Origin of the sequence: Pseudoalteromonas sp. NJ631 (assembly GCF_000276645.1) — a bacterium.
Classification (GTDB): Bacteria; Pseudomonadota; Gammaproteobacteria; order Enterobacterales; family Alteromonadaceae; genus Pseudoalteromonas; species Pseudoalteromonas piscicida.
This window is the reverse complement of record NZ_AKXJ01000004.1, coordinates 119,034-140,384: the sequence shown is the minus strand read 5'-3', so window position 1 is coordinate 140,384 and position 21,351 is coordinate 119,034. Positions and strand designations below refer to the sequence as shown.

The window sequence follows — 21,351 nt, the reverse complement described above, 5'->3', positions numbered from 1 at the left end:
AGCTATGAAAGTTTTAGTATGCGGAACAAATTACGGTGCTACTTATATTCGGGCATTACAGTTTCAAAATACTGGATTGATGCTCAGTGGCATATTGTCAACTGGTGGTCTTCGCTCAACACAGTACGCTCAGTCCTTTGCCGTACCACATTACACCAATGTAGAGCAGATAACAGACAAACAAGTAGATATTGCTTGTGTGGCTATCGCTGGCGATGCCGGTATTGAGATTACTATCGCACTATTAGAAAAACATATTCATGTAATTTGTGAACATCCAATTGGGCCGACCTCGATGGCACAGGCATTAGCAGTCGCAAAAGCGAATGGCGTTAGGTTCTGGGTGAACGCCCATTTCGCCGATTTGTATCCTATTCGCTCTTTCTATGACAGCTACTTCAGTGCCGCAGCACAAGGCCAATGTATGCATCTAGACATCGCCGTTAACCTCAGGACACTGTATTCGGGACTGGATTTAATTTGTCGTCTGTTTACCGACGAAGTTGATGTGACAGTAGCCATTCAACCGAAGGCTACTCCAAGTGCGTTTGCTAGTATTTTGCTACAACGCGGGGAGATGTCCATTTCGCTGCTTTGTCAAAACTTTGCGTCTGAGTTTGATGATGGTTCAGCAACATTTATCAATCATAGAGTCTCAGCCATATTTAACCATGGCACATTACTGCTAAGCGATACTTATGGTCCATTAACTTGGTTACCATCACCTATCACTATGTCTAGTAAAGAGTGGCGAAGCCACTACCTGCTGGAGCAACATGCGTTTACGGTGAATGAAATAATGACATTGCGCGATAAAGCCAACTTAGCCGTACTTGAACAACTTAAAGCCGTTATCTATGGCGACAGCGACTGTCCCCATTTTCAAACGCCTGACTACCTAATTGCATTATCAAAGCTTTGGGAGAATGTGTATTTAGTATTGAATGGAAGTAATGAGGCGGGTTAAAGAAAATATGCCGTAAAAGTAATACCAACTAGCCTAACTCAATGATCCATTTTTAGACGAGAAAATCTTGTCGATAACACAGCTATGGGTAAGGTAGCAACGTCTGTGTCGGCAAGGTAAAAGTTTTTGTTAATTAGTCGCTCAATTTGAGGGGGTATTAACGCTAAATGGAATAATAGAGTGGATCGAACAGATCCACTCAAAGCATAGACTTAAAGTACGTCTAGTAGCTCAACGTCGAAAATTAGCGTTGAGAAAGGTGCGATTGCAGCACCTGCACCACGCTCGCCGTATGCAAGCTCATGCGGTACGTATAGACGCCATTTCGAACCTGCAGGCATCATTTGAAGTGCTTCAGTCCAACCTTTGATCACGCCATTTACTGGGAATTCAGCTGGTTGACCACGCTCGTACGAGCTGTCAAAAGTCGTACCGTTGATTAGTGTACCGTGGTAATGAACACGTACTTTTGAATCTTCAACAGGCTTATCACCTTCGCCAGTTTCAACTACTTCATACTGAAGACCTGACTCAGTTACTGTTACTTCAGCACGTTTTGCATTTTCTTCTAGAAACGCAACACCTTCTGCTGCTAACACTTTAGCTTCTTCTTCACGACGCTGTTGGATTTCAGCATTGATCTTCTCAAATGCAGCTTGAATTTCAGGGATCTCAACGCGGAAGCTGTCACCAGCATAAGCGTCTTTCATACCTTCGAATACAGAGTTAAGGTTTAGACCTTCAAAAGGGTTTGCTTTAAGTTGCTCACCCATTTGTAAACCAATACCGTAACTCGCTTTATCTGCGTCTGTGTTGAATTGAGACATAGTCTTTCCATATTTTTTATTAACAAGAATCTTAGATTGTATCACAGCCAAAATAGGCAAGATACTGGAGCTGCTTGATTATCAAGCAGTCGAGCTATTCGTCGGACACAAAAAAACCGCTAACTAGCGGCTTTCTCTTCGGCATATTGTTTGAGTTTTTTCATTACAAAGGTTGCAAATGGCAGCAATAATACAAGCCCAATATTAAGCTCATCACTGTACTCTCCCAAGCTACCAACAAAGTAGTGTCCAAATCCAACCACACCAAATAATGCAATAACCACACTGGCGATTTCTGGCCAAGATTTTTCATATTTAGTGATCAGATGACCAACAAGGCAATTGAATAAAAAAACATGCAGCAGCGTCATCGTAATATCAGGGTCTTGTTGCGAATCAATCGACAACGTTAGCGCCATGTTTAGGCCACTAAGATAAAAATAACTAAATACAATCCAAATAGAACTATGTTTTATTATTGCCATGTTACTAGCCGCAGACATACACGCCTCCAAACGAAAAAAACCGCCATTTGGAGGCGGTTTTGGGAATGAGGTGGCGGAGAGATAGGGATTTGAACCCTAGATACGCTATTAACGTATGCCGGTTTTCAAGACCGGTGCTTTCAACCACTCAGCCATCTCTCCGTTGTTGGCGCGCATTTTATGGAGTTATCCATCGGTTGTAAAGCACTATTTCAATTTTTGCATTCAAAAGCGCAAATAATAGCCGAATAATCAATAATATTGCTTTGGCCTTTTGGCAATGTAAGCAAAAATACAACTGGCGATAACCATAGCAATCACGATGATCCCCGAATCTATCATGCCAATGACTGCGTTTTTTGCAGGCAGCACTTTTTCAATGATAACCGGAATAGATGAAAACAACACAACGGTACTAAGCACTTTGAATGCTCTGGAAAAATCAAATCGCTTGGTGTAACTCATCCATGTTGTTAGTAATCCTAATACCAAAATAGGCGCTAATAGCCCCATCCATATCTCACTGGTATAACTCGATAATGCAACGGTTGCCGTGCATCCTATCAAGCTCCAAATAATCCAGGCGGTCCAATTTTCCCGTTCTTTTAAAAATAAATTACCCATGACACATCTTCTTTCAATTAGCTTGTTATTTTTATTATTGTTATAGAAAACAGGATTTACTGTCTTAGAGTAGCAAACATACTGGCTATAAAACAACCACATCGGTTGTGACAGTTTAAATAATGAAAAGTTCAACAAAAAGTATCAAAGAATGTGTTACCACAACATTAATCGCTGTATAAAAAAAGCGCAGCTATTACTGCGCTCACCTTACTTTATTTTTAACCGGGGAATTTAACTTTCAGCTTTATCAAGTTCATCCACTAATAATTTGGTTTCATCCGCCCTCGGTTTTGTAAATCTCGCTAAACCGAGATAAACGACAGGTGTGAGGTAAAGTGTAAAGAAAACCGCCAAGCCTAAACCGCCAAATACGACCCAACCGATTGCATTTCTCGACTCAGCACCTGCACCTACCGATAAAATCAACGGTAAAGCACCAAGCAATGTGGACACTAAGGTCATCATGATAGGACGTAAACGGATCACTGCTGCTTCTTCAACGGCTTGTCTTACCGAACGTCCTTTATCACGTAACTGATCTGCGAACTCAACTAACAAGATAGCATTTTTAGCAATTAAACCAATCAACATCACTAAACCGATTTGCGAATATATGTTTAGCGAAGTACCTGTAAGATACAGTGCCAATATGGCGGAGGTGATCCCAAACGGAACTGTGATCATAACTACAACGGCACTATTTACACTTTCAAATTGTGCAGCAAGTACGAGCAACACAATCAAAAACGCCAGCACGTAGGTAAGTAACACTTCGTTGGCAGTTTCTTCAAAGGTTAACGCTTCACCTTTAAACGCCAGCGTCACGCTGTCAGGTAAACTCTGATCTGCCAGCGTTCGTAATTTTTCAACCACTTCTGCCATAGGCATGTCTTCTGGCTGTTTCATATCCAGCTCGATACTACGACGCTGAGCGTGGCGTTCAAGCTCGGCAGCTACGCCCTCTTCTACAATAACGGCAAGGCTACTTAGCGGAACTAATGCACCAGAGCGGCTGCCAACATAAAGGTTAGCCAAATCACTTGGGTCTCTGATGGTATGGTTTTGAGCTTGCAGCATAATTGGTATGGATTGATCGCCAACATTCAAATCAGCAACATCATCGCCATTAATGGCCGCCCTAAGTGTCGTTGAGATATCACTCAAACTAACGCCAAGCTCTTCTGCTCTTCGACGGTCAATGTTTACGCGCAGCTGAGGTTGCGAGGGTTGATAAGAGATTTGCACTGGAGCCACGTCTGGCATTTCTTTTTCAACCAAAGCCGCAAATTGTTGCGCTGCTTTAAAAATCTCTAAATAGTCGTTACCAAGTAGCGCAAGCTCGATACCACCACCTTGGCCTCTAAGATTTAAACTGTTTGCACCAAAGGCACGAGCAGGTGCACCGGGTATATTACCAAGCGGTCCTCTGATCTTATCGATAATTTCCTGTTGCGAGAAATGACGCTCATCCCAATGCTTTAGCGGCACAGTAATGAACACGATATTGGGATCCCACTGACCAACAACCGTATAGATAGACTCTATTTCTCCACTTTCCACAAAAGGTAATAAAATGTCCTCCATTTGTTTAGCTTGTCTGTCCATAAAGTTAAGACCAACACCGTCAGGCCCTCTTGCGAAAATCCTGATCTTGCCTCTGTCTTCAGATGGCAAAAGCTCATTATCCAATTGCGAATAGAGCGCGCCAGATAAGCTCGCAATAACCACGAATACACCAAAGGTTAGCCATGCATAGTCAAGTACCCAGTGGATCGTACCCCGATACATTTCTGCGAGTTTCACACCAATACTCGAAAACAGGTGCTTTTTGCTATCTTGCTTTACTTTTAACTTAGAGGTTAATGCTGGCACCAATGACAGTGCTACAAATGAAGAAATAATCACGGCACCAGCTAACACGCCACCAAACTCCCTGAACAGTCGGCCCGCTGTTGAAGGCAAAAAGGCAATCGGTACGAATACCGCAGCAAGTACTGCGGTTGTCGCGACTACAGCAAAGAAAACTTCTCTTGTCCCAAGCACTGCCGCAGCGCGACGACCTATTCCTTCGCCACGACGACGCTGAATATTCTCACTAACAACAATCGCATCATCGACGATAAGTCCAGTGGCCAACACCAGTGCTAGCAAGGTTAAAATATTAACAGAGAAGCCAAGCGCCCAGATCAGCGCCAGAGAACCGATAAGCGCGACCGGGATCGCAAAAGCAGGAATAAGTGTCGCACGCCACGAGCCGATAAATACCCAAAGCGTGAATACCACCAGCAATATGGTTATCACCAAAGAGCTCAAGACTTCATCTACGGATGAGCGAATAAACTGTGCATCATCGGAGGTGACGAATAGCTCCAGATCTGGAAAGCGTACTTTTATCTTATCAACTAGCTGCAGCACTTCATCTGAGATTTCAATGGTATTGGACTGTGCTTGGCGAATGATCTCAAGCCCAATTACAGGCTCTCCGTCAAGCCTCACCATAGAGCGAGGATCAGCCGGCCCAAAATACACAGAGGCAATATCCCCCACCCGAGTCTCACCACGAATGATGATATCACTCACCTGCTCAGCGGTTACAGAAGTGGCATCGGCACGGACAATCAGCTGCTGATCGTCTGACTTTAAACTGCCTGCGGGTACATCAAACGGTGCTTGTCTAAGCGCCGCAGCAACATCCGGAACGGTTAGATTAAAGCTTGTCAGTTTTAACGGATCAAGTCTTACGCGCAGCACCCGCTCTCTATCGCCGTTCAGGCGCACATCGGCTACGCCAGGAATAGTTAAAAACTGCGGCGCTAAGTCTTTTTCTACTCGCTCGGTCAATCCTTCAAGTGTTAAAGAGGCACTACTTACAGTTAAAGACACCACTGCTTCTGCGTCATTATCCGCTTTAATAATGGACACCCGTTCAACTTCTTCAGGTAGCTCTCTTTGTACTCGAGAAACAGATTCGCGTGTTTCGTTTGCTGCATCGTCTAGGTTAATGCCCGGACGAAATTCAACAACAATCCGCGCATTATTCTCTTCACTTTGTGCACGAATGCTTTTTACACCACTGACACGCGCGACTGCCCCCTCTAACTTACTCGTTACTTCGGTGTCGACAGTCTCAGGCGAGCCCCCAGGAAACGATGCGGACACCGTTAAACGCGGCCTATCTACATCGGGCAGTTCACGAACTTCAACGCCGGCAAGAGCAGCAATACCTGCAATAATAATCAATAAATTTAATACAACGATTAATACCGGACGGCGAATGGCCATCGACGGTAAATCTTGTAACTGTGGTAACTCCGGTTTAGTCACGATTTATTCCTTCGCCAGTGCATTCGTCACCGCAATTTCTTGCCCAGGACGAAGACGTTGCACCCCTTCTACAACTAATAACTCTCTTGCAGCCAAATCGCCTGATACCAGCAATTTACCCGGCAACCGCTGTTGGATTTTGACATCTATACGCTTAGCTTTGCCATCTACTTCTTTCCATACATAAGGACCTGTTGCGCCCCAAAGCAGTGCGGCTTCAGGAATAACGGCAAACTCTTCACCCAATACTGTTAGCGATACTCTAAAGCTCATTCCAGGCAAAAAACGGTCATTGCGGTTTTCAAAGATGGCTTTGATTTTTAGTGTGCGGGCTGTTGGGTCTATTCTAGAGTCCATTTGCGCTATCTTTGCGTCGATCCGTGTTGAATTATCATTCCAAGGTGTCAGCAGCACGCTATCGGTCGATTTAAGCATGCCATACGCCGATTCCGGTGCCGCAAATTGAACATACAACTTATCAAAGTTATCGATACTCGCAATCGCGGTTTGGGTGGTAATGCGATCTCCAACCTCAACATCGGTGAGTCCCATTACGCCAGAAAAAGGGGCGATCACTTGGCGGTCTTCTAATTCATTCTTAGCTTGGATCAAGGCGACCTTTGCTAAGTCTCTGTCCGTTACCGCTTTATCTAATTCATTAATTGGGACGGCGCCGCGCTTTTGGCTATCGGTTAGACGGTCGACGGTGCGCTGCGCATCTGCAAGACGAATTTTAGCTTCTTCAAGCGCCGCTTTTTGGCGGCGTGAGTCTAGCTCCAATAGCAAAGTACCCGCTTTAACCTGATCGCCCGGTTTAAAATGTACCGCAGTCACCCTATCACCAATCGCGGGATACAAAATAACCGACTGAATAGCTTCAGCATTACCTACTGCCTGAATTTGCTGGCTACTGCTTTCAAATTGAATAGGCTCTGCAATCACTTGCGAAGGTTTCGCCAAAGCGGCATTGGTTATCAGCATAGTGGCCGTAAAAACCACCAAGCGCGTTACTTTACACATATTAACCTTAATAATTTCCATTGTTCTTAGCTATATTTGAGTGTAACAGTTAATCACTCACATCAAGATAAACTATTCGATAACACACAGGATAAGTGCGATAAGATGCAGTATGCCTTGCAGCGTTTTAAAGGCAAGATAAGCCCATGTAAAGTAAGGTAAAGTTATGTAAAGATTGAGGCAGAGTTAGGCGCGATAGACTACCGCGCCAAATTATGACTATTGTGCAGCCGCACGCATCAGTCTGTCGTTAACATCGCGCCATTCGGGGGCAGTTGGTGGTGCTTCCAACAAAATCTCAGTTGCACTAGATTGATCCAATTGATGTAACCCGTGATAAAGCCCCTGCGCATACTTGGCTTTGTCAGCACCAAGTTTGAGATCCACCAGCTCGTGGTTTGCTGAATTCTCAGAGATCATTCGCTCTATTTGTGATGAATAATACAACACACCGGTATTCGCTTCGCACTGGCCGCTTAGGCGAGCAACTAACTCTTCCGTTGACAACAGGGTAAGCGGTTTGCTTGGTTGATAATGGGCTTTTACGTTACCTGGGACGGCTACAGTGTGTACATCAGGCTCATCCACTTCAATATTGAGCACCGCTTCAAGTGCAGCTTTAGTAATAGGGCCTGCTCGCAAGATCCTCGGTGTCGCTGAAGATATATCGACAATCGTAGACTCAAGTCCTACTTCACACGGACCGCCGTCTAACACAGCCGCTATCTTGCCAGACAATCCAAACAACACTTGCTCGGCGGTGGTTGGACTAATTTTTTTGTAAGGATTGGCAGAGGGCGCAGCAAGTCCGGAGTTAATGTGCTGCAATAATGCTAGCATTGCAGGATGATTTGGCACACGTATACCCACGGTTGGGTGGCCGCCTGTGACTACATCGCTCACATGTGCTTGCTTTTTGGCAACGATCGTCAATGGTCCCGGCCAAAAAGCATCTGCTAAAGCGTCAAAATAGTCTGGCAATGTTTCCACCCACTCAGTGACCAAAGACTTGTCTGCGAGATGTACGATTAACGGGTGATCTGCTGGGCGTCCTTTTGCTGCAAAGATTTTTTTTACCGCATCGGGTTGCCTTGCATCTGCTGCTAAGCCGTAAACGGTTTCTGTTGGAACCGCAACAAGGTGACCATCACGTGCAAGTTCAGCCGCTTGCGCCACTGCGCTTGGATCGGTTGCCAGTAAATGTAAGGTAGTTAAGCTTGCTTCGCCCACGTGTCTTTCTCGCTGTAAAAAATGGACGCGAATTATAACCAATTTAAAATGCAAAGAGCCAGTATTACTGGCTCCAGCGTAAAAGCTAACATCAGGAGCGGTTAGCGTTATTCAGCGCTTGCGACCATCACGGTTTTCACGTTAACAAACTCTTTGATCCCAAAGCCACCATGCTCTCTACCATAACCACTGTCTTTAACACCACCAAACGGCAAATTTGGTTGTGCCAACGAATAGCCATTGATGTTCACCATGCCAGTATCAAACTCCTTAATAGCAAGCTCTGTTGCACGTTGTGTGTCTTCAGAAAAAATCCCGCCACCTAAACCATAGCGTGAATCATTGGCTACCATCATCGCCTCAGCCTCATCATGCACACGGATCAGCGACGCCACAGGGCCAAAGAGTTCATCATCATAAGCCGGCATACCGGGTTTAACGTCTTCCAAAATGGTGACTGGATAATAAAACCCCTGTTGCTTTGGAATTTCTCCACCAAGTGGACAAGTCGCTCCCGCCTTAACGGACGCTTCAACTTGTTGGTGTAATTCATCACGTAAATCTTTACGCGCCATAGGACCTAAGTCGGTGTCTGCTGCGGTTGGATCTCCCACCTTAAGCTGCTTAAACCCAGCCACAAAAGCCTCTCTAAATTGGTCATAAATTTCATCAACGATAATAAAGCGCTTCGCAGCAACGCAGGTTTCACCATTGTTGACAATGCGACCTTGAATACACGCGGACACCGCTTTATTAATATCAGCATCTGCCAGCACCACAAAGGCATCGTTACTGCCAAGTTCTAGGACGGTTTTCTTGGAGAGCTCAGCAGCTTGTTTTGCAACTTGCTTACCTACTTTATCGCTTCCGGTAAACGTAACCCCGCGAATATATGGATTCTTTATCAACTCGCTTGCTGTCTCGCCGTCAATTAATAGTGACTGGTAGCAACCTTTTGGAAAGCCTGCCTCTAAATACAACTCTTCAATTAATTTAGCCATACCAAATACATTTGAGGCATGTTTCATGACCGTGGTATTACCCGCCATCACGTTTGAAACACTGTATCTAATCACCTGATAAAGCGGAAAGTTCCAAGGTTGTATTCCTAAGATCACACCTATTGGTTGATAAGTGATAATGGCATGTCCCTGCTCAAATACCCGATGCTCATCCTGTAATTCTTTTTCGCCATGCTCAGCGGTATATCGGCAAATTTCAGCACACAAAGAAACTTCTTGTTCACCCTGCTCCGTCACCTTGCCCATTTCCTCGGTCATCAGTGAGACTAACTTTGATTTATTTTCCTCGATTAAGTCAGCAAGCCTGTTTAGCTTTTGTGCTCTTTGTGTAAATGTGGTTTTCTTCCAAAATGAATAACAATCATTGGCTAAGTCTACCGACTTTTGCGCCTCGTCCAAGCTCATTAAAGTGTATTCGTTAACGGGTTGCTCTGTCGCAGGATTAATTGTGGTTACCGTATTTGACATCATAAAGCTCCTTCAAAAATTTAACGGCGTAAATCAATTTTTAGATTTACAGCGATAGCCTTTAAATAAGCAAGGAAGACACCAATCTGAGAATAATGAATATCCCATTGATTATTATGAATTAATTTAATTTCAGAATTAGATTTAAAAGAATTTGAATACGTGAATTAGAAAAGGCTACACACCTAATATGAAAAGTTTGCAGAGCGAATGGCGCTTGCGCAAATAGCTTGCAATGAAAGTTTAGCAGAGAAAAGGGACCATCCGGTCCCTTTGTTATGTATTCTTAGTACAATGCACCTTTAGCGCTTTTGACGTTGCGCTTCTTTTTGCGCTAGCTTTTCTTCTTTACGCTTACGAATAGCATCCTGTGCTTCATGACCAATATGACCTTCGCCGCGTAGCTTCGCCAGTTCAATTTGCTTTTGGCGCTCAGCAAATCGTGCAACTTGCTCTTCTGTTAAGTCTTTGTGGCAGTGGTGACAAGACACCCCTTCCATATATTCTTCGAGTTGTTTCTCTGCTTCCGTGATTGGCATACGACAAGCATGGCATTGATCATAAGACCCTTTGTTTAAATCATGATCGACAGCAACACGGTTATCAAACACAAAACACTCGCCTTCCCACATGGTTTCTTCTTTTGGCACGTCTTCTAAGTATTTTAGAATGCCGCCTTCCAAGTGATAAACCTCTTCGAAGCCTTGCTCTTTCATATACGCTGTCGATTTTTCACAGCGGATCCCGCCAGTACAGAACATCGCCACTTTTTTGTGTTTTTCTGGGTTTAAGTTATTTTGCGCCCACTCAGGGAACTCACGGAAAGTCTTGGTTTTAGGATCGATGGCATTTTTAAACGTACCGATCTCGATTTCATAGTCGTTACGCGTATCAACTAGCACAACGTCAGGGTCTGAAATCAATGCGTTCCAATCTTGTGGTTTTACGTACGTACCAACCACTTCTTTAGGGTCTATACCTTGTACACCCATGGTCACGATTTCTTTCTTAAGCTTTACTTTAGTGCGGTAGAAAGGGCAAGTTTCATCGAACGACTCTTTATAAACGATGTTATCAAGGCCCGGTTGTTTGTCTAACCATGTAAGTAGCGCATCAATGCCTTCACGTTTACCGGCAACGGTACCGTTAATGCCTTCTTCGGCAAGTAATAATGTGCCGCGAACTTCATTCGCTTCCATCACATCGTGAAGTGGCTGTCTTATCTCTTGATAGTTAGGTAAAGAGACAAATTTGTACATAGCACAAACAACGTATTGTTCTGACATTGTATTTTCCTAGATTTAAGCTTTGATTAGCTTACACATTAAGCATGACGATGTGTAAAGCACGAAAACCGAGTCGCAAACCCGGCGCTGAGGCGCGTATTTTACGGATTTTTGATTAAAATGCAAAAAACACAAATTCTATATCCGATAGCGTCTATGCTTTGGTATAATCTCGTGTTTTTAAAATTCAAGACTTGGAGAAATTGACTTGAGATTCACTGAACTTGGGATAGATACGCGCCTAGAACAACAACTGGCTCACCAAGGGATCACGGAACCGACCGAGATCCAAGCGCATGCCATCCCAACGGCTCTAGCTGGCCACGATGTTTTTGCGCAGTCTAAAACAGGCTCTGGCAAAACCCTAGCCTTCTTGCTGCCTGCCGTACAGCGTGTAATGAAACAAAAAGCGCTGAGCAAACGCGATCCTCGCGTTGTTATCGTAGCTCCAACTCGTGAACTCGCGACTCAAGTATTCTCTGAGTGTCGTGCACTGTGTGCTGGCACTAATATTCAAGTCTGTAAGATTTTAGGTGGTGAAAACTACAATGATCAGGTAAAAGCGCTACGCCGCGACCCGCACTTTGTGGTGGGTACTCCTGGTCGTATTGCCGATCACGTTGAAAATCGTTCATTATTTTTAGGTGGTCTTGAACTGCTTATTTTTGATGAAGCAGATCGTATGTTTGACCTTGGCTTTGAAAAACAGTTGGACGTCATTAATGATTCTGCGGATCACCGCCAAAGACAAACGCTGCTATTTTCAGCCACGCTAGACCATACCCAAGTTGAAGCATCGTCACGTCAATTACTTAAATCGCCAAAGCGCATTATGTTAAGCAATGCCCACCAGCAGCATGAAGACATTAAGCAAGCACTCTACTTTGCCGATCATTTAGATCATAAAGAAGCGCTGCTTAAGCACTTCATCACACAAGATGACGTAGGACAGTGCATTATCTTTACCGCAACTCGTGGCGACACAGACCGATTAAGCAAACTGTTAAATGAGATGTCGATTAAAGCGGTATCGTTGTCGGGCGATATGCCGCAAAATAAGCGGTTAGACATTATGGAAAGCTTCAGCCGTGGTATCTATAAAGTACTTGTTACCACAGACGTTGCTTCTCGTGGTCTCGATTTGCTCTCTGTTACCCATGTTATGAATTTTGACTTGCCTAAGCAGGCAGAAGAATATGTCCACCGTATCGGTCGTACAGGACGTGCCGGGTTTAAAGGCACTGCGGTTTCATTTGTTGGCCCCAAAGATTGGGATAGCTATGTGGCAATCAAAAACTATCTTGATGAGCCACTACGTTTTGAAGAAGTCCCCGGTCTTGTTGGTAAATTCAAAGGACTTAAGCAAAAACCGCAGCAGAGTAAAAATCGCCCTGCAGAGTCTGCGCCAAAGCAAACAAGTAAACCTAAGAAAAAGCCGGTGAAAAAGTCAAAACCGAGAAAAGTGGTCCCGCCACCGATTGATATTGACGGTACTATGCCGATGCGTCGCAAACCAAAACCACAAACTGACGAGGAATAATCATGTTAGGTCAAATCAAAATGTTAACCATTGAAGAGCTTACCGCTGAAGGGGCTTATTTAAACGGTGGTGAGCTTGGTGACGTATTTCTTCCTCGAGCAGAGGTGCCAAAGCACACCGAAGAAGGTGACTCTGTTGAAGTATTTATCTATTTAGATAACTTGGGACACGCAACGGCAACAACCAAAAAGCCACTTGCACAAGTCGGTGAGTTTGCCCTGCTTCGCGTAAAAGAGATCAATAAGGTTGGTGCTTTTATGGATTTGGGTATTGAAAAAGACGTGTTAGCGCCTTTCAATGAACAAAAACCGAAAATGCGCGACGGCTATAGCTATTTGGTTAGGCTTTACCTAGACAACGCCAGTAAGCGTATTTGTGCGTCTAGTGCGTTGGGTAAATTTTTGAGTAAATCAAAAGCCGAGTACGAAAAATTCGAAGAAGTAGACCTAATCGTCGCGGCAAAAACCGATCTTGGCTATAAAGTGATAGTCAATGAAAAACACTTTGGATTGGTCTTTTTCAATGATGTATTTAAGCGGATGTATATTGGTCAGCGCATGAAGGGCTTTGTAAAAGCAGTTCATGACGAAGATAAGATTGATATCGTGTTAGAAAAGCCGGGTATTGGTAAGGTTAAAGACCTTGCGGAAATCATTTATAGCAAGCTCGAAGAAAGTGGGGGCTATTTACCGCTAGGCGATAAGTCAGATCCTGACGCAATCAAGCGTACTTTCTCTACCTCTAAAGCTAACTTTAAAAAAGCCATCGGTGGTTTGTTTAAAGACGGCCGAATTGATATTGAAGCGACTTCTATTTCAATTCGTAAGTCTTAAACGCACACAATACTTAGCAAGTCTCAACCTGAGACTTGCTTGTCACATTACACTTACTTCAAGCATATCTCGCCATTTATCTACCGCTTTTAATCCAAGTTCAAATCCCAATTTATAATCTGACTTTAAGGTCTCTGGGCTTGAGCCTAAAATCATAGATTCCAGTGGTCTATTGGGCGCTATTTGAATGACGTTAACATCTTCTGGTGGTGAATTCATAAAGTTAACCGCATCGGCATAGCGACTTTGATAGTGATGATACATTTCAAACATTCGAGGAGATTGATTAACGCGTCGCATGATTGGCTTTAAGCGCTCAAGCACTGGCATTTTGCCATCGTCATGTGCCTCAATGGTTCTGATCACCCAAATAGTCTTTGCCCCTTGACTGTGTGCCCACCGTACGGGTAAAGGATCGGCTACACCACCATCCATCATGCCGTGACCCGCAACTTTAACGCCTGGACGATATAAAAAAGGGATTGCACTAGAAGCCTTTAAATGGGTAAACATGTTATCGTGCCAGGTATGCAAATAATGTGGCGCAAGCGAGTCTAAGTGACTTGCAACCGCATAAAAGTTACTTTCCGGCGTGAGGTGATTAGGCTCAGTTGGAAACCGTACTTTGCCGCTGTGCTCTACTTGTTGAAAATACCAATCCAAGTCAATGACATTACCACCGGTAAAAAATCGCGCGGGACGGAAAAACTGCTGCTCCGTTGTAAGTGATTCGATAGCAGTTTGCGCATATTGACTTGCGCGAGCACAATAGGCTGCGAGGTTTTGTGCACCCGCGGAGACACCCACTTTTAAATCAAAAGGCGTAAATTTTTTCTCAAGAAAAGCATCCAGCACGCCCGCTGTAAAAATGCCTTTTTGACCTCCGCCCTCAGCGATAATTGCAGAGCGTATGTTAGTTGTCATGTTGTGCTCTTTTTATTATATAAACCTGTACGCATCTTATTTTACTGTGGGCAAAACCTAGAAATTCAAGCTTCCATACAACTTAGCAATAAAAAATGCCCTGCTGAACAGAAACGTTAAAGCAAGGCATTCATAATATCCATAGTGTGATTAATATGTGGTTAAAGTTTGCTTACAGAACTCTCTATCGGCCGTTTTAAAAAGCTGACTAATAGCGCCGGTAAAATGGTGAGTGTAACGATAGTTGCCATAGCAATACCACAAAGCACTATCATGCCAACGCCTCGATAAAGCTCAGATCCTTCTCCTGGAATGAATACCAATGGCGCAAGACCGCATAGGGTTGTCATCGTTGACATCACAATCGGTTTTAATCGCGTTTGTAGCGCGGAGATCACCGCCTCGTACACACTCATCGCGGTACTCTCAAGGTTTCTGCGGCTTTGATCGACAATCAGAATAGGGTTATTAACCACAGTCCCTAACAAAATTAAAAAGCCAAGCATAGTGATCATGTCAAAAGGCTGGTGGAAAGTGCCTGTTATGCTACCAATGCCATTAATAGCAATTAGTCCAAGTAAGCCCCCTGCCATGCCAAGCGGCACTGTTGCCATAATAAATAGCGGATAGCCCCAATGCTTGAAGATTGCGACAAGTAGTAAATAACACAGCGCTAAAGCAACGATAAAATTACTGCCCAGCGCTTCTTTGGTTTTGTCTAGTTGATCGGCAGCACCACCGATACTCACATTGACACCAGGAAGCAGATCGCCCTGCCTCTGAAGCTGCGGTAATAATTCCATTCTTACTAATTCCTGCGCTTCCTCTAGCGCAACATTTCTTGGTGGAATAATATATACAGTCACGGTTCTACGACCATCAACTCGACGCAAACTATCACTATCTGCTTTTTCTCGTAGATCGGCCAAAGCGCTCAGCGGGATCAGTCCAGCTTTGGTTACAACTGGAGATTGCGCTAATTGCGAAAGACTTTGCTGATTACCCGACTCAGAAAATAAAAAGACGTCTACTTTGTCATCGTCTAAAATCAACTCATCAACATAAGCGCCGTCACTCAGAGCTGCGACCGTATAGCCGAGTTCGTCAGCACTCATACCCACTTCAGCCAGCCGTTGCCACCTTGGTTGAATCTCTATTAACGGTTGGTCGAGTGTCAGAGAAGATGGCGCAGAATCCACTTGTGGATTATCAAAGACCTCCCCCGCTAACCGGTACACTGCATCTGCCGCCCGGTAGAGCGCCGTTTGATCTGTACCGCTAATATCCAAAGCCACCGCTCTTGAACCGCCATCATTACTTGAGATAATCGAGCCTCGTGAAGAAAATGCACGCATTCCTGGGTAGCTTCTAAACTTGGTCGTGATTGCCTCCATCATTTCATCGATGTATTCACGGTTGTATGGTTCACTCAATAACCAAATGCTGCCAACACCAACGGACATCGAATAATACTTTAAAGGTGGCAACGACGTTTTACCTGATACAAAATCGCTGTCATCGTTTTCCAAATGCTTATTTAAATAAGGAAGTAGTTCATCACCAATTTTTCGCATATGGCTGAGGTTATAGCCCGGAGGCGCTATCATCATAGAGAACGCTTTTGGCTCCTCTCCCTCTGGCAAATATTCGGCTTTAGGCATAAATAACCACGCACCACCGAGTAACAACACACTACCGAATACAATACACACTATGCGAGCACGCGGACTTGATAACATCGCCGGAATAAACGTTGGCAGTTTAGGCGTAGACAACATGCCATTGGAGATCTCCTTACAGGCAAAATTTGCATTTGCCGCAGGCACCACAAACAAGGCCACCAACATAGAAGCGATAATTGCAGCAGAAATCGCAATTGCGACATCGGAATAAAGCTGTCCGGCTTCTTGCTGAATAAATAAAATAGGTGCGAATACCAACACTGTGGTCAGGGTTGAAGCGAGCACCGCAGGCCATACCTCTTGAACTCCGGTAATAGCTGCTTGAAGTTTGTCGAGACCTCGGCGTCTGGCTTGCTCTATGTTCTCAAGTACAACAATGGTGTTATCAACCGTCATGCCAATGGCGAACGCAACGCCGGCGAGGGAAATCACGTTGATCGTTCTGTCAAATAGCAACAGACCCAAAAATGCCGCGATGGTACAAATTGGAACGCCCATCACACCAATAAAGGTCGAGCGTGGGCTCTTTAAAAACCAAAACATCACCAGAGTCGCAAGCACCGCACCTAGCGCTAAATTCGTCCAAACATTTTCAACAGATCCTTTAACGTAACGAACATCATCGCTCAATAGCGTCAGTTGTAGTCCATTACTTGCGAGCATGTCACGGTTGATGCGAGCCACTACCTCCATCATTTCTTCTTTAATGGCCATCACGTTAGAACCGCTTTCCCGTCTCACCGAGAGCATTAAGGCTCGCTCGCCATTGTTATAGGCAATATCGCGCACTTCATAATGATCAAGCTTTACCTGAGCGATGTCTTTAAGCTTAATTGTGGTGCCCTCACGGTGACTGACTACCAGCTCTTCTAGCGCTTTAGCTGACTCAAAGCGGCCGACCATACGCAGTAAATAACGCCGTTTCCCACTGTCTATATCGCCAGCAGAGGCATCTTGGTTACGACTGCGTATTGCATTTCTAACGTCAACTAAGCTAATTCCACGGCTCGCCAATTGTTCTTGATCTACCAAAATTTGTACTTGATAGAGTGCACCACCACGCACACCAACCTGTGATACTCCACTGACTCTTTCCATTTCTGGACGAATAAAGTCTTCGGCGTAATCGCGAAGCATATCAATATCAAGATTGAGTGGGTTCCCCAGTTGTGGCTTTAGATTAAAAAACATAAAGGCATTGCTCGAAAACGCGCTGCTGTATAACACCGGCTGGTCAACGTTTTCTGGATAATTTGGCACTTGAGATAACGCATTACTCACGTTTATGAGCGCTTCGTTGACGTCGACACCAAATGGAAACTCAAGCTCTATCTCTGCCTCACCGGTATTGGCATAACTTGACATGCGCTTTAGATTCGCAAGTGAGCGAAGATACCTTTCTTGTTCTATAAGTATTTCTTTTTCAACATCTTGTGGCGTTGCTCCGGGCCAATTGGTCACCACAGTGATCGTTCTTACTTCAAGATCTGGGATCATTTGCACCGGAATTTTAAACGCCGCAACAATGCCCAATATCGAACAGATCAATACCGTGACAGCAACTAAAATGGCGTGATTTACACTGGCTCTTAACATCACCCGCTCCTATAATCCCGGTACAATGTTTAATGCCTGGCCTGCTTGCAGTAACTCATTGCCTTCAACCACCACTTGTTGCCCTATCTCTAAGCCAGATAAAACTTCAATATGATCATTAATTCGCTCACCAATTTCAACGTTTAACCGCTTTGCTTGACCGTCAACGGCCACAAAGACACTGAACCCACCGTCGGGATGACGCAAAATCGCATCGCTAGGAATAATCACGCTTTGGTCTTGTGCTCGAATTAGCGGCAGTTCTGCCGTAGCCGATGCGCCGACACGCATCTGCGCACCTTTTGGGATTGCCAATCTTAATAGAAACGAGCGACTGGTTTTGTCAACGACAGGAAGTTTTGCCAATACATGAGCCTGATGCTGCACGCTTGGCTCGCTTGCGACGCTAAAATTAACGACACGGCCGAGATTAATAAGCTGAAAGTATTCTTGTGGCACTTGCAAATCGAGCCACAAAATATCACTACTCACTAGCTCAAACACCGTTTGTCCACGCGTCACCCACTCACCTAAATTAACTGTGCGCTTTGCAATCACCCCCGTAAAAGGCGCTTTTAATTGATGGCGGTTAACGAGCTCTCGCTGATAAGCTATCTTAGCTTGTGCTTCTAAAAGAGTTGCTTCTGATGCTTGTAACTTTGCCTGTCTGTCAGCGAGCTCTGTTTGCGCAAATAATTTTCGCTGCGACAGAGACTGTGCTTCTTTTACCAACCTTATCGCATTGTTGCGATCGACCTTGGCGCGCTCAAGTGCCGCTTCTGTACTTTTTAGCTCAGCTTTTACTAAGGCTGAATCGAGACTTAGTAGTACAGCATTTACCTCAACAATATCACCGGCTTCAGCTGAGATCTTAGTTACTACACCATCGGTTAAACTTGACACTTGTGCATGTTGTGCTGCACTAATTGAGCCAGTTAAAGACAATGTCCGTTCAAGCTGTTGTTGCTTTACATCAGTGACCACAACGTTGACCGCTGCAGCATAAAGGTTAAAGGATAAAAGAGAGAGTATTAAGCAAACGCATTTCATGTAGTTTGTTCCAAAGTTAAAAACACTATTCCTTTTCGTAAGCACTAGGCAAAAGCACCTACTGATCTCGACTAAGCATTGCAACTTGCGAGTTTATGTCACTATAACGCCGACACACTAACACAAATAAAAATCATTACCATCCAAACTAGGTAAATGACCTCGAAAGTGTAGTTTGTGAAATAATGAATGAACAAAGAATATACGGGAATAACGCTTGGAATAAAGTAGGCATAAACGTTGCCATGCCTACTTTAAGGAGGGTCAATTACAATGATTTAATTTAACAATACAAGTGAGGTAACATTACGAACACCGGGGTGACTCATATAGTCATTTTTAATCCCTTCAACTCTCAGTGATTTACCAATCAAACTCGGGTTAAGCTTGGGACTATATGTATCACGCTGAGCTGCTTCCAACTTAATATATAGCTTGTTGCCAGCAACTGTTGGGTCGCTTAATTCAAGCGCATAGATATCGTTTACCGCAGCTGTGATTTTGCCACTGACTACCACTGCAGAGCCATTATTCAGCGCTAATACGTCAGCAACACTCATATCACTTGATGGCTCTGTCGTTGTACCAACGGTTTGTATTTCACTGACTTCTCGTATCCCCGGTGCACTCATATACGATGAGCGAACACCTTTGATAACTAAAGTAGAATCAAGAATGGATGGATTAAGCTGCGGACTAAATGCAGCACGCTGGTGACTTTCAAGTTTAACATTTATCGTATGATTTGGATTTTGGCTGTCCTCAAGTACTAAAGCATAGATATCATTAAGTGCAGATTTAACACGCCCAACAAGCTCAATTTCATTGCCCTCGGCGGTTGCAAGCGCCTGCTCAACCGACAATGCCACTGGTGCAATCTGAATATCGCTTACATAACGAATACCAGCCTCGCCCATGTAGCTGTCTCGAGTACCAGTCACTATAACTGATTGACCAAGGATCTCAGGATTGAGTTGCGGGTTAAAGTCACTGCGCTGAGCAGATTCAAGCTTTACGTTGATACTTAACGATGCGTTGGCAGTATCTGTGAGTAGTAGGCCATAGATGCCGTTTACTTCGGCTGTCACTTTACCTAACACAGCAAATTTAGACCCAGTAGAAGCAGCAAGGGCCTGTGCTACAGAAATCGTGCCATCAGGAGTTGGCTCTGGATCGGGATTAGGATCTGGGTTGGTTTGCCCTGAACCATAAGGCGCATTGAAAGAGTTATTTTTATAGCTATCTGTATTCCACGCATCAAAACCCGATGCAGGCGTCCCCCATGGTTGACCATTGTTTGGATCAGACATTTCTTGCGGCGCCATTGGCACAGGTGTTACTTCACCGCTTGCATGACCGTTAGTACCATCAAAGTACTGATACGACTCAGGAGTCGCTAGCCAGTTGATGATATTGACCGAAAGTACAGCGGCATTACCACTGTCTGTCCAGCCAGGGTACGTCTTTTTACTATTGCCATTATCTTGACGCTTGTACTTAGGTGTAGCGTCTTCAATTGGGGAAGAATCACCAATAAATGCGGCTTTGCCTAACCCAGCTTTTGAGATAGCAACATACGGGCCTTCATTTCTACCACCAAAGTAAAGTCCATCATCTTTGGCATGACGCCACTTAGCTGGTGTGTCTGAAGGTGAAAAATAAACCAAGCCTTTCGCTTTTTGTTCATCAACAATCGCAAGCGTCGCGCCGGCGGCCATCAAAACAGGAGTAACTCCGAGTGTGATCCCTTCTGTTTTGCTCGCAGACTCAATACCACTTACGCCTTGCTTGTAATCCGCGGCATTAAAGCGAAAGCGGACCCCAAAATTTTCTGCAAGCCATCCCATGTCTGCTGATTTTGGATTACGCCAGTCACCGTACTCACCACCTAGATTATACTTAGCCAGATCTGAGCGGTTGTAGCCGTTAAAGACTTCAGTGGCATCCCACGTATTTAGATTACGATCCGCGTCATAATGATCTGCAATAAAAAATATCCCTTTTCCATCCGCTACAAACTGCAATAACGCCGCTTGCTCTGATTGAGTGAAAGGACGGTTAGTTTCTGCCAATACAAAGACATCGGCATCTTTAATCGCATCGTAGCTGATAACCGCTTCATTTTGATTGCTTTGAGAGGTTCGGTCGTCAAAGAATCTAATCTTGCCGTCATTGTTTAAATCAACACCACGATATTCTTTTACGGTATATCCTTCATTAACTAATGCATCCGCAAAGTCTGAAAACGCACCATCAATAACCCAGTCGGCATTTCCTTCGACGCCACCGTGTGACACATCAAATAATACTGTCTTACCATTGTTGTTTGTGCTTGGTGTTTTGACTGGAATGTGGTTATTCCAGTCATACGGCTGCGCTGCAAATACAGATGTGGATATAGCTGCAGCCAAAACTACGCTGCAAAGCTTGAAGTTTACTTGTTTCATTCGTCAAATCCCGTTGAAAATTA

15 protein-coding genes and 1 tRNA gene are annotated in these 21,351 nt (G+C 44.4%); 3 read left to right on the top strand and 13 right to left on the bottom strand.

What is annotated here, in order from left to right; translation table 11 throughout:
* Positions 1–4: 4 nt before the first annotated feature.
* A complete protein-coding gene (locus A587_RS0109355) occupies positions 5–967 on the top strand; it encodes a Gfo/Idh/MocA family oxidoreductase (protein WP_017217361.1) in 963 nt (320 codons plus the stop codon).
* 212 nt (positions 968–1,179) lie between these two features.
* On the opposite strand, the gene A587_RS0109350 is transcribed toward A587_RS0109355, so the two are convergent.
* From A587_RS0109350 to trhO, 9 genes are all read right to left on the bottom strand, one after another.
* Entirely contained in the window at positions 1,180–1,794 is a 615-nt protein-coding gene (locus A587_RS0109350; RefSeq protein ID WP_010604796.1) for an FKBP-type peptidyl-prolyl cis-trans isomerase, read from the bottom strand.
* Positions 1,795–1,913: 119 nt separating this feature from the next.
* The gene (locus A587_RS0109345) at positions 1,914–2,297 is read right to left on the bottom strand and encodes a hypothetical protein (protein ID WP_010604797.1); all 384 of its coding nucleotides are present in this window, start codon (positions 2,295–2,297) and stop codon (positions 1,914–1,916) included.
* 53 nt (positions 2,298–2,350) lie between these two features.
* Positions 2,351–2,441 (bottom strand) — tRNA-Ser (locus tag A587_RS0109340).
* 90 nt (positions 2,442–2,531) lie between these two features.
* On the bottom strand, positions 2,532–2,903 hold the full coding sequence (locus tag A587_RS0109335; RefSeq protein WP_010379077.1) for a hypothetical protein: 372 nt from the start codon (positions 2,901–2,903) through the stop codon (positions 2,532–2,534).
* Between the two features lie 234 nt (positions 2,904–3,137).
* Positions 3,138–6,188 (bottom strand): efflux RND transporter permease subunit, encoded by a 3,051-nt coding sequence (locus A587_RS0109330; RefSeq protein WP_198285546.1) that lies wholly within the window; start codon positions 6,186–6,188, stop codon positions 3,138–3,140.
* 45 nt (positions 6,189–6,233) lie between these two features.
* A complete protein-coding gene (locus A587_RS0109325) occupies positions 6,234–7,271 on the bottom strand; it encodes an efflux RND transporter periplasmic adaptor subunit (protein ID WP_010604799.1) in 1,038 nt (345 codons plus the stop codon).
* A gap of 198 nt (positions 7,272–7,469) precedes the next feature.
* A complete protein-coding gene (locus A587_RS0109320; protein ID WP_017217359.1) occupies positions 7,470–8,480 on the bottom strand; it encodes an L-threonylcarbamoyladenylate synthase in 1,011 nt (336 codons plus the stop codon).
* Between the two features lie 107 nt (positions 8,481–8,587).
* On the bottom strand, positions 8,588–9,970 hold the full coding sequence (locus A587_RS0109315) for an NAD-dependent succinate-semialdehyde dehydrogenase (RefSeq protein ID WP_017217358.1): 1,383 nt from the start codon (positions 9,968–9,970) through the stop codon (positions 8,588–8,590).
* A 302-nt stretch (positions 9,971–10,272) separates the two neighbouring features.
* Positions 10,273–11,256, bottom strand: coding sequence for an oxygen-dependent tRNA uridine(34) hydroxylase TrhO (gene trhO / locus A587_RS0109310; protein ID WP_017217357.1), 984 nt, complete (start codon positions 11,254–11,256; stop codon positions 10,273–10,275).
* 208 nt (positions 11,257–11,464) lie between these two features.
* Between trhO and A587_RS0109305 the strand changes: the two genes are divergently transcribed.
* Both A587_RS0109305 and A587_RS0109300 read left to right on the top strand, forming a co-directional pair.
* Complete coding sequence (locus tag A587_RS0109305) at positions 11,465–12,796, top strand: DEAD/DEAH box helicase (protein WP_017217356.1); 1,332 nt, start codon at positions 11,465–11,467, stop codon at positions 12,794–12,796.
* A gap of 2 nt (positions 12,797–12,798) precedes the next feature.
* Entirely contained in the window at positions 12,799–13,629 is an 831-nt protein-coding gene (locus tag A587_RS0109300) for a CvfB family protein (RefSeq protein ID WP_010379092.1), read from the top strand.
* Between the two features lie 42 nt (positions 13,630–13,671).
* Here the strand turns inward: A587_RS0109300 and A587_RS0109295 are convergent, their stop codons facing one another.
* The 4 genes from A587_RS0109295 to A587_RS0109280 form a co-directional block, all read right to left on the bottom strand.
* Positions 13,672–14,553, bottom strand: a complete 882-nt coding sequence (locus A587_RS0109295; RefSeq protein WP_017217355.1) for a patatin-like phospholipase family protein — start codon at positions 14,551–14,553, stop codon at positions 13,672–13,674.
* 161 nt (positions 14,554–14,714) lie between these two features.
* Positions 14,715–17,831: an efflux RND transporter permease subunit gene (locus A587_RS0109290; protein ID WP_017217354.1), complete on the bottom strand. Its 3,117-nt coding sequence runs from the start codon at positions 17,829–17,831 to the stop codon at positions 14,715–14,717.
* A gap of 9 nt (positions 17,832–17,840) precedes the next feature.
* Entirely contained in the window at positions 17,841–18,881 is a 1,041-nt protein-coding gene (locus A587_RS0109285; protein ID WP_017217353.1) for an efflux RND transporter periplasmic adaptor subunit, read from the bottom strand.
* A gap of 278 nt (positions 18,882–19,159) precedes the next feature.
* On the bottom strand, positions 19,160–21,328 hold the full coding sequence (locus A587_RS0109280) for a DUF6359 domain-containing protein (protein WP_017217352.1): 2,169 nt from the start codon (positions 21,326–21,328) through the stop codon (positions 19,160–19,162).
* Positions 21,329–21,351: the final 23 nt, after the last annotated feature.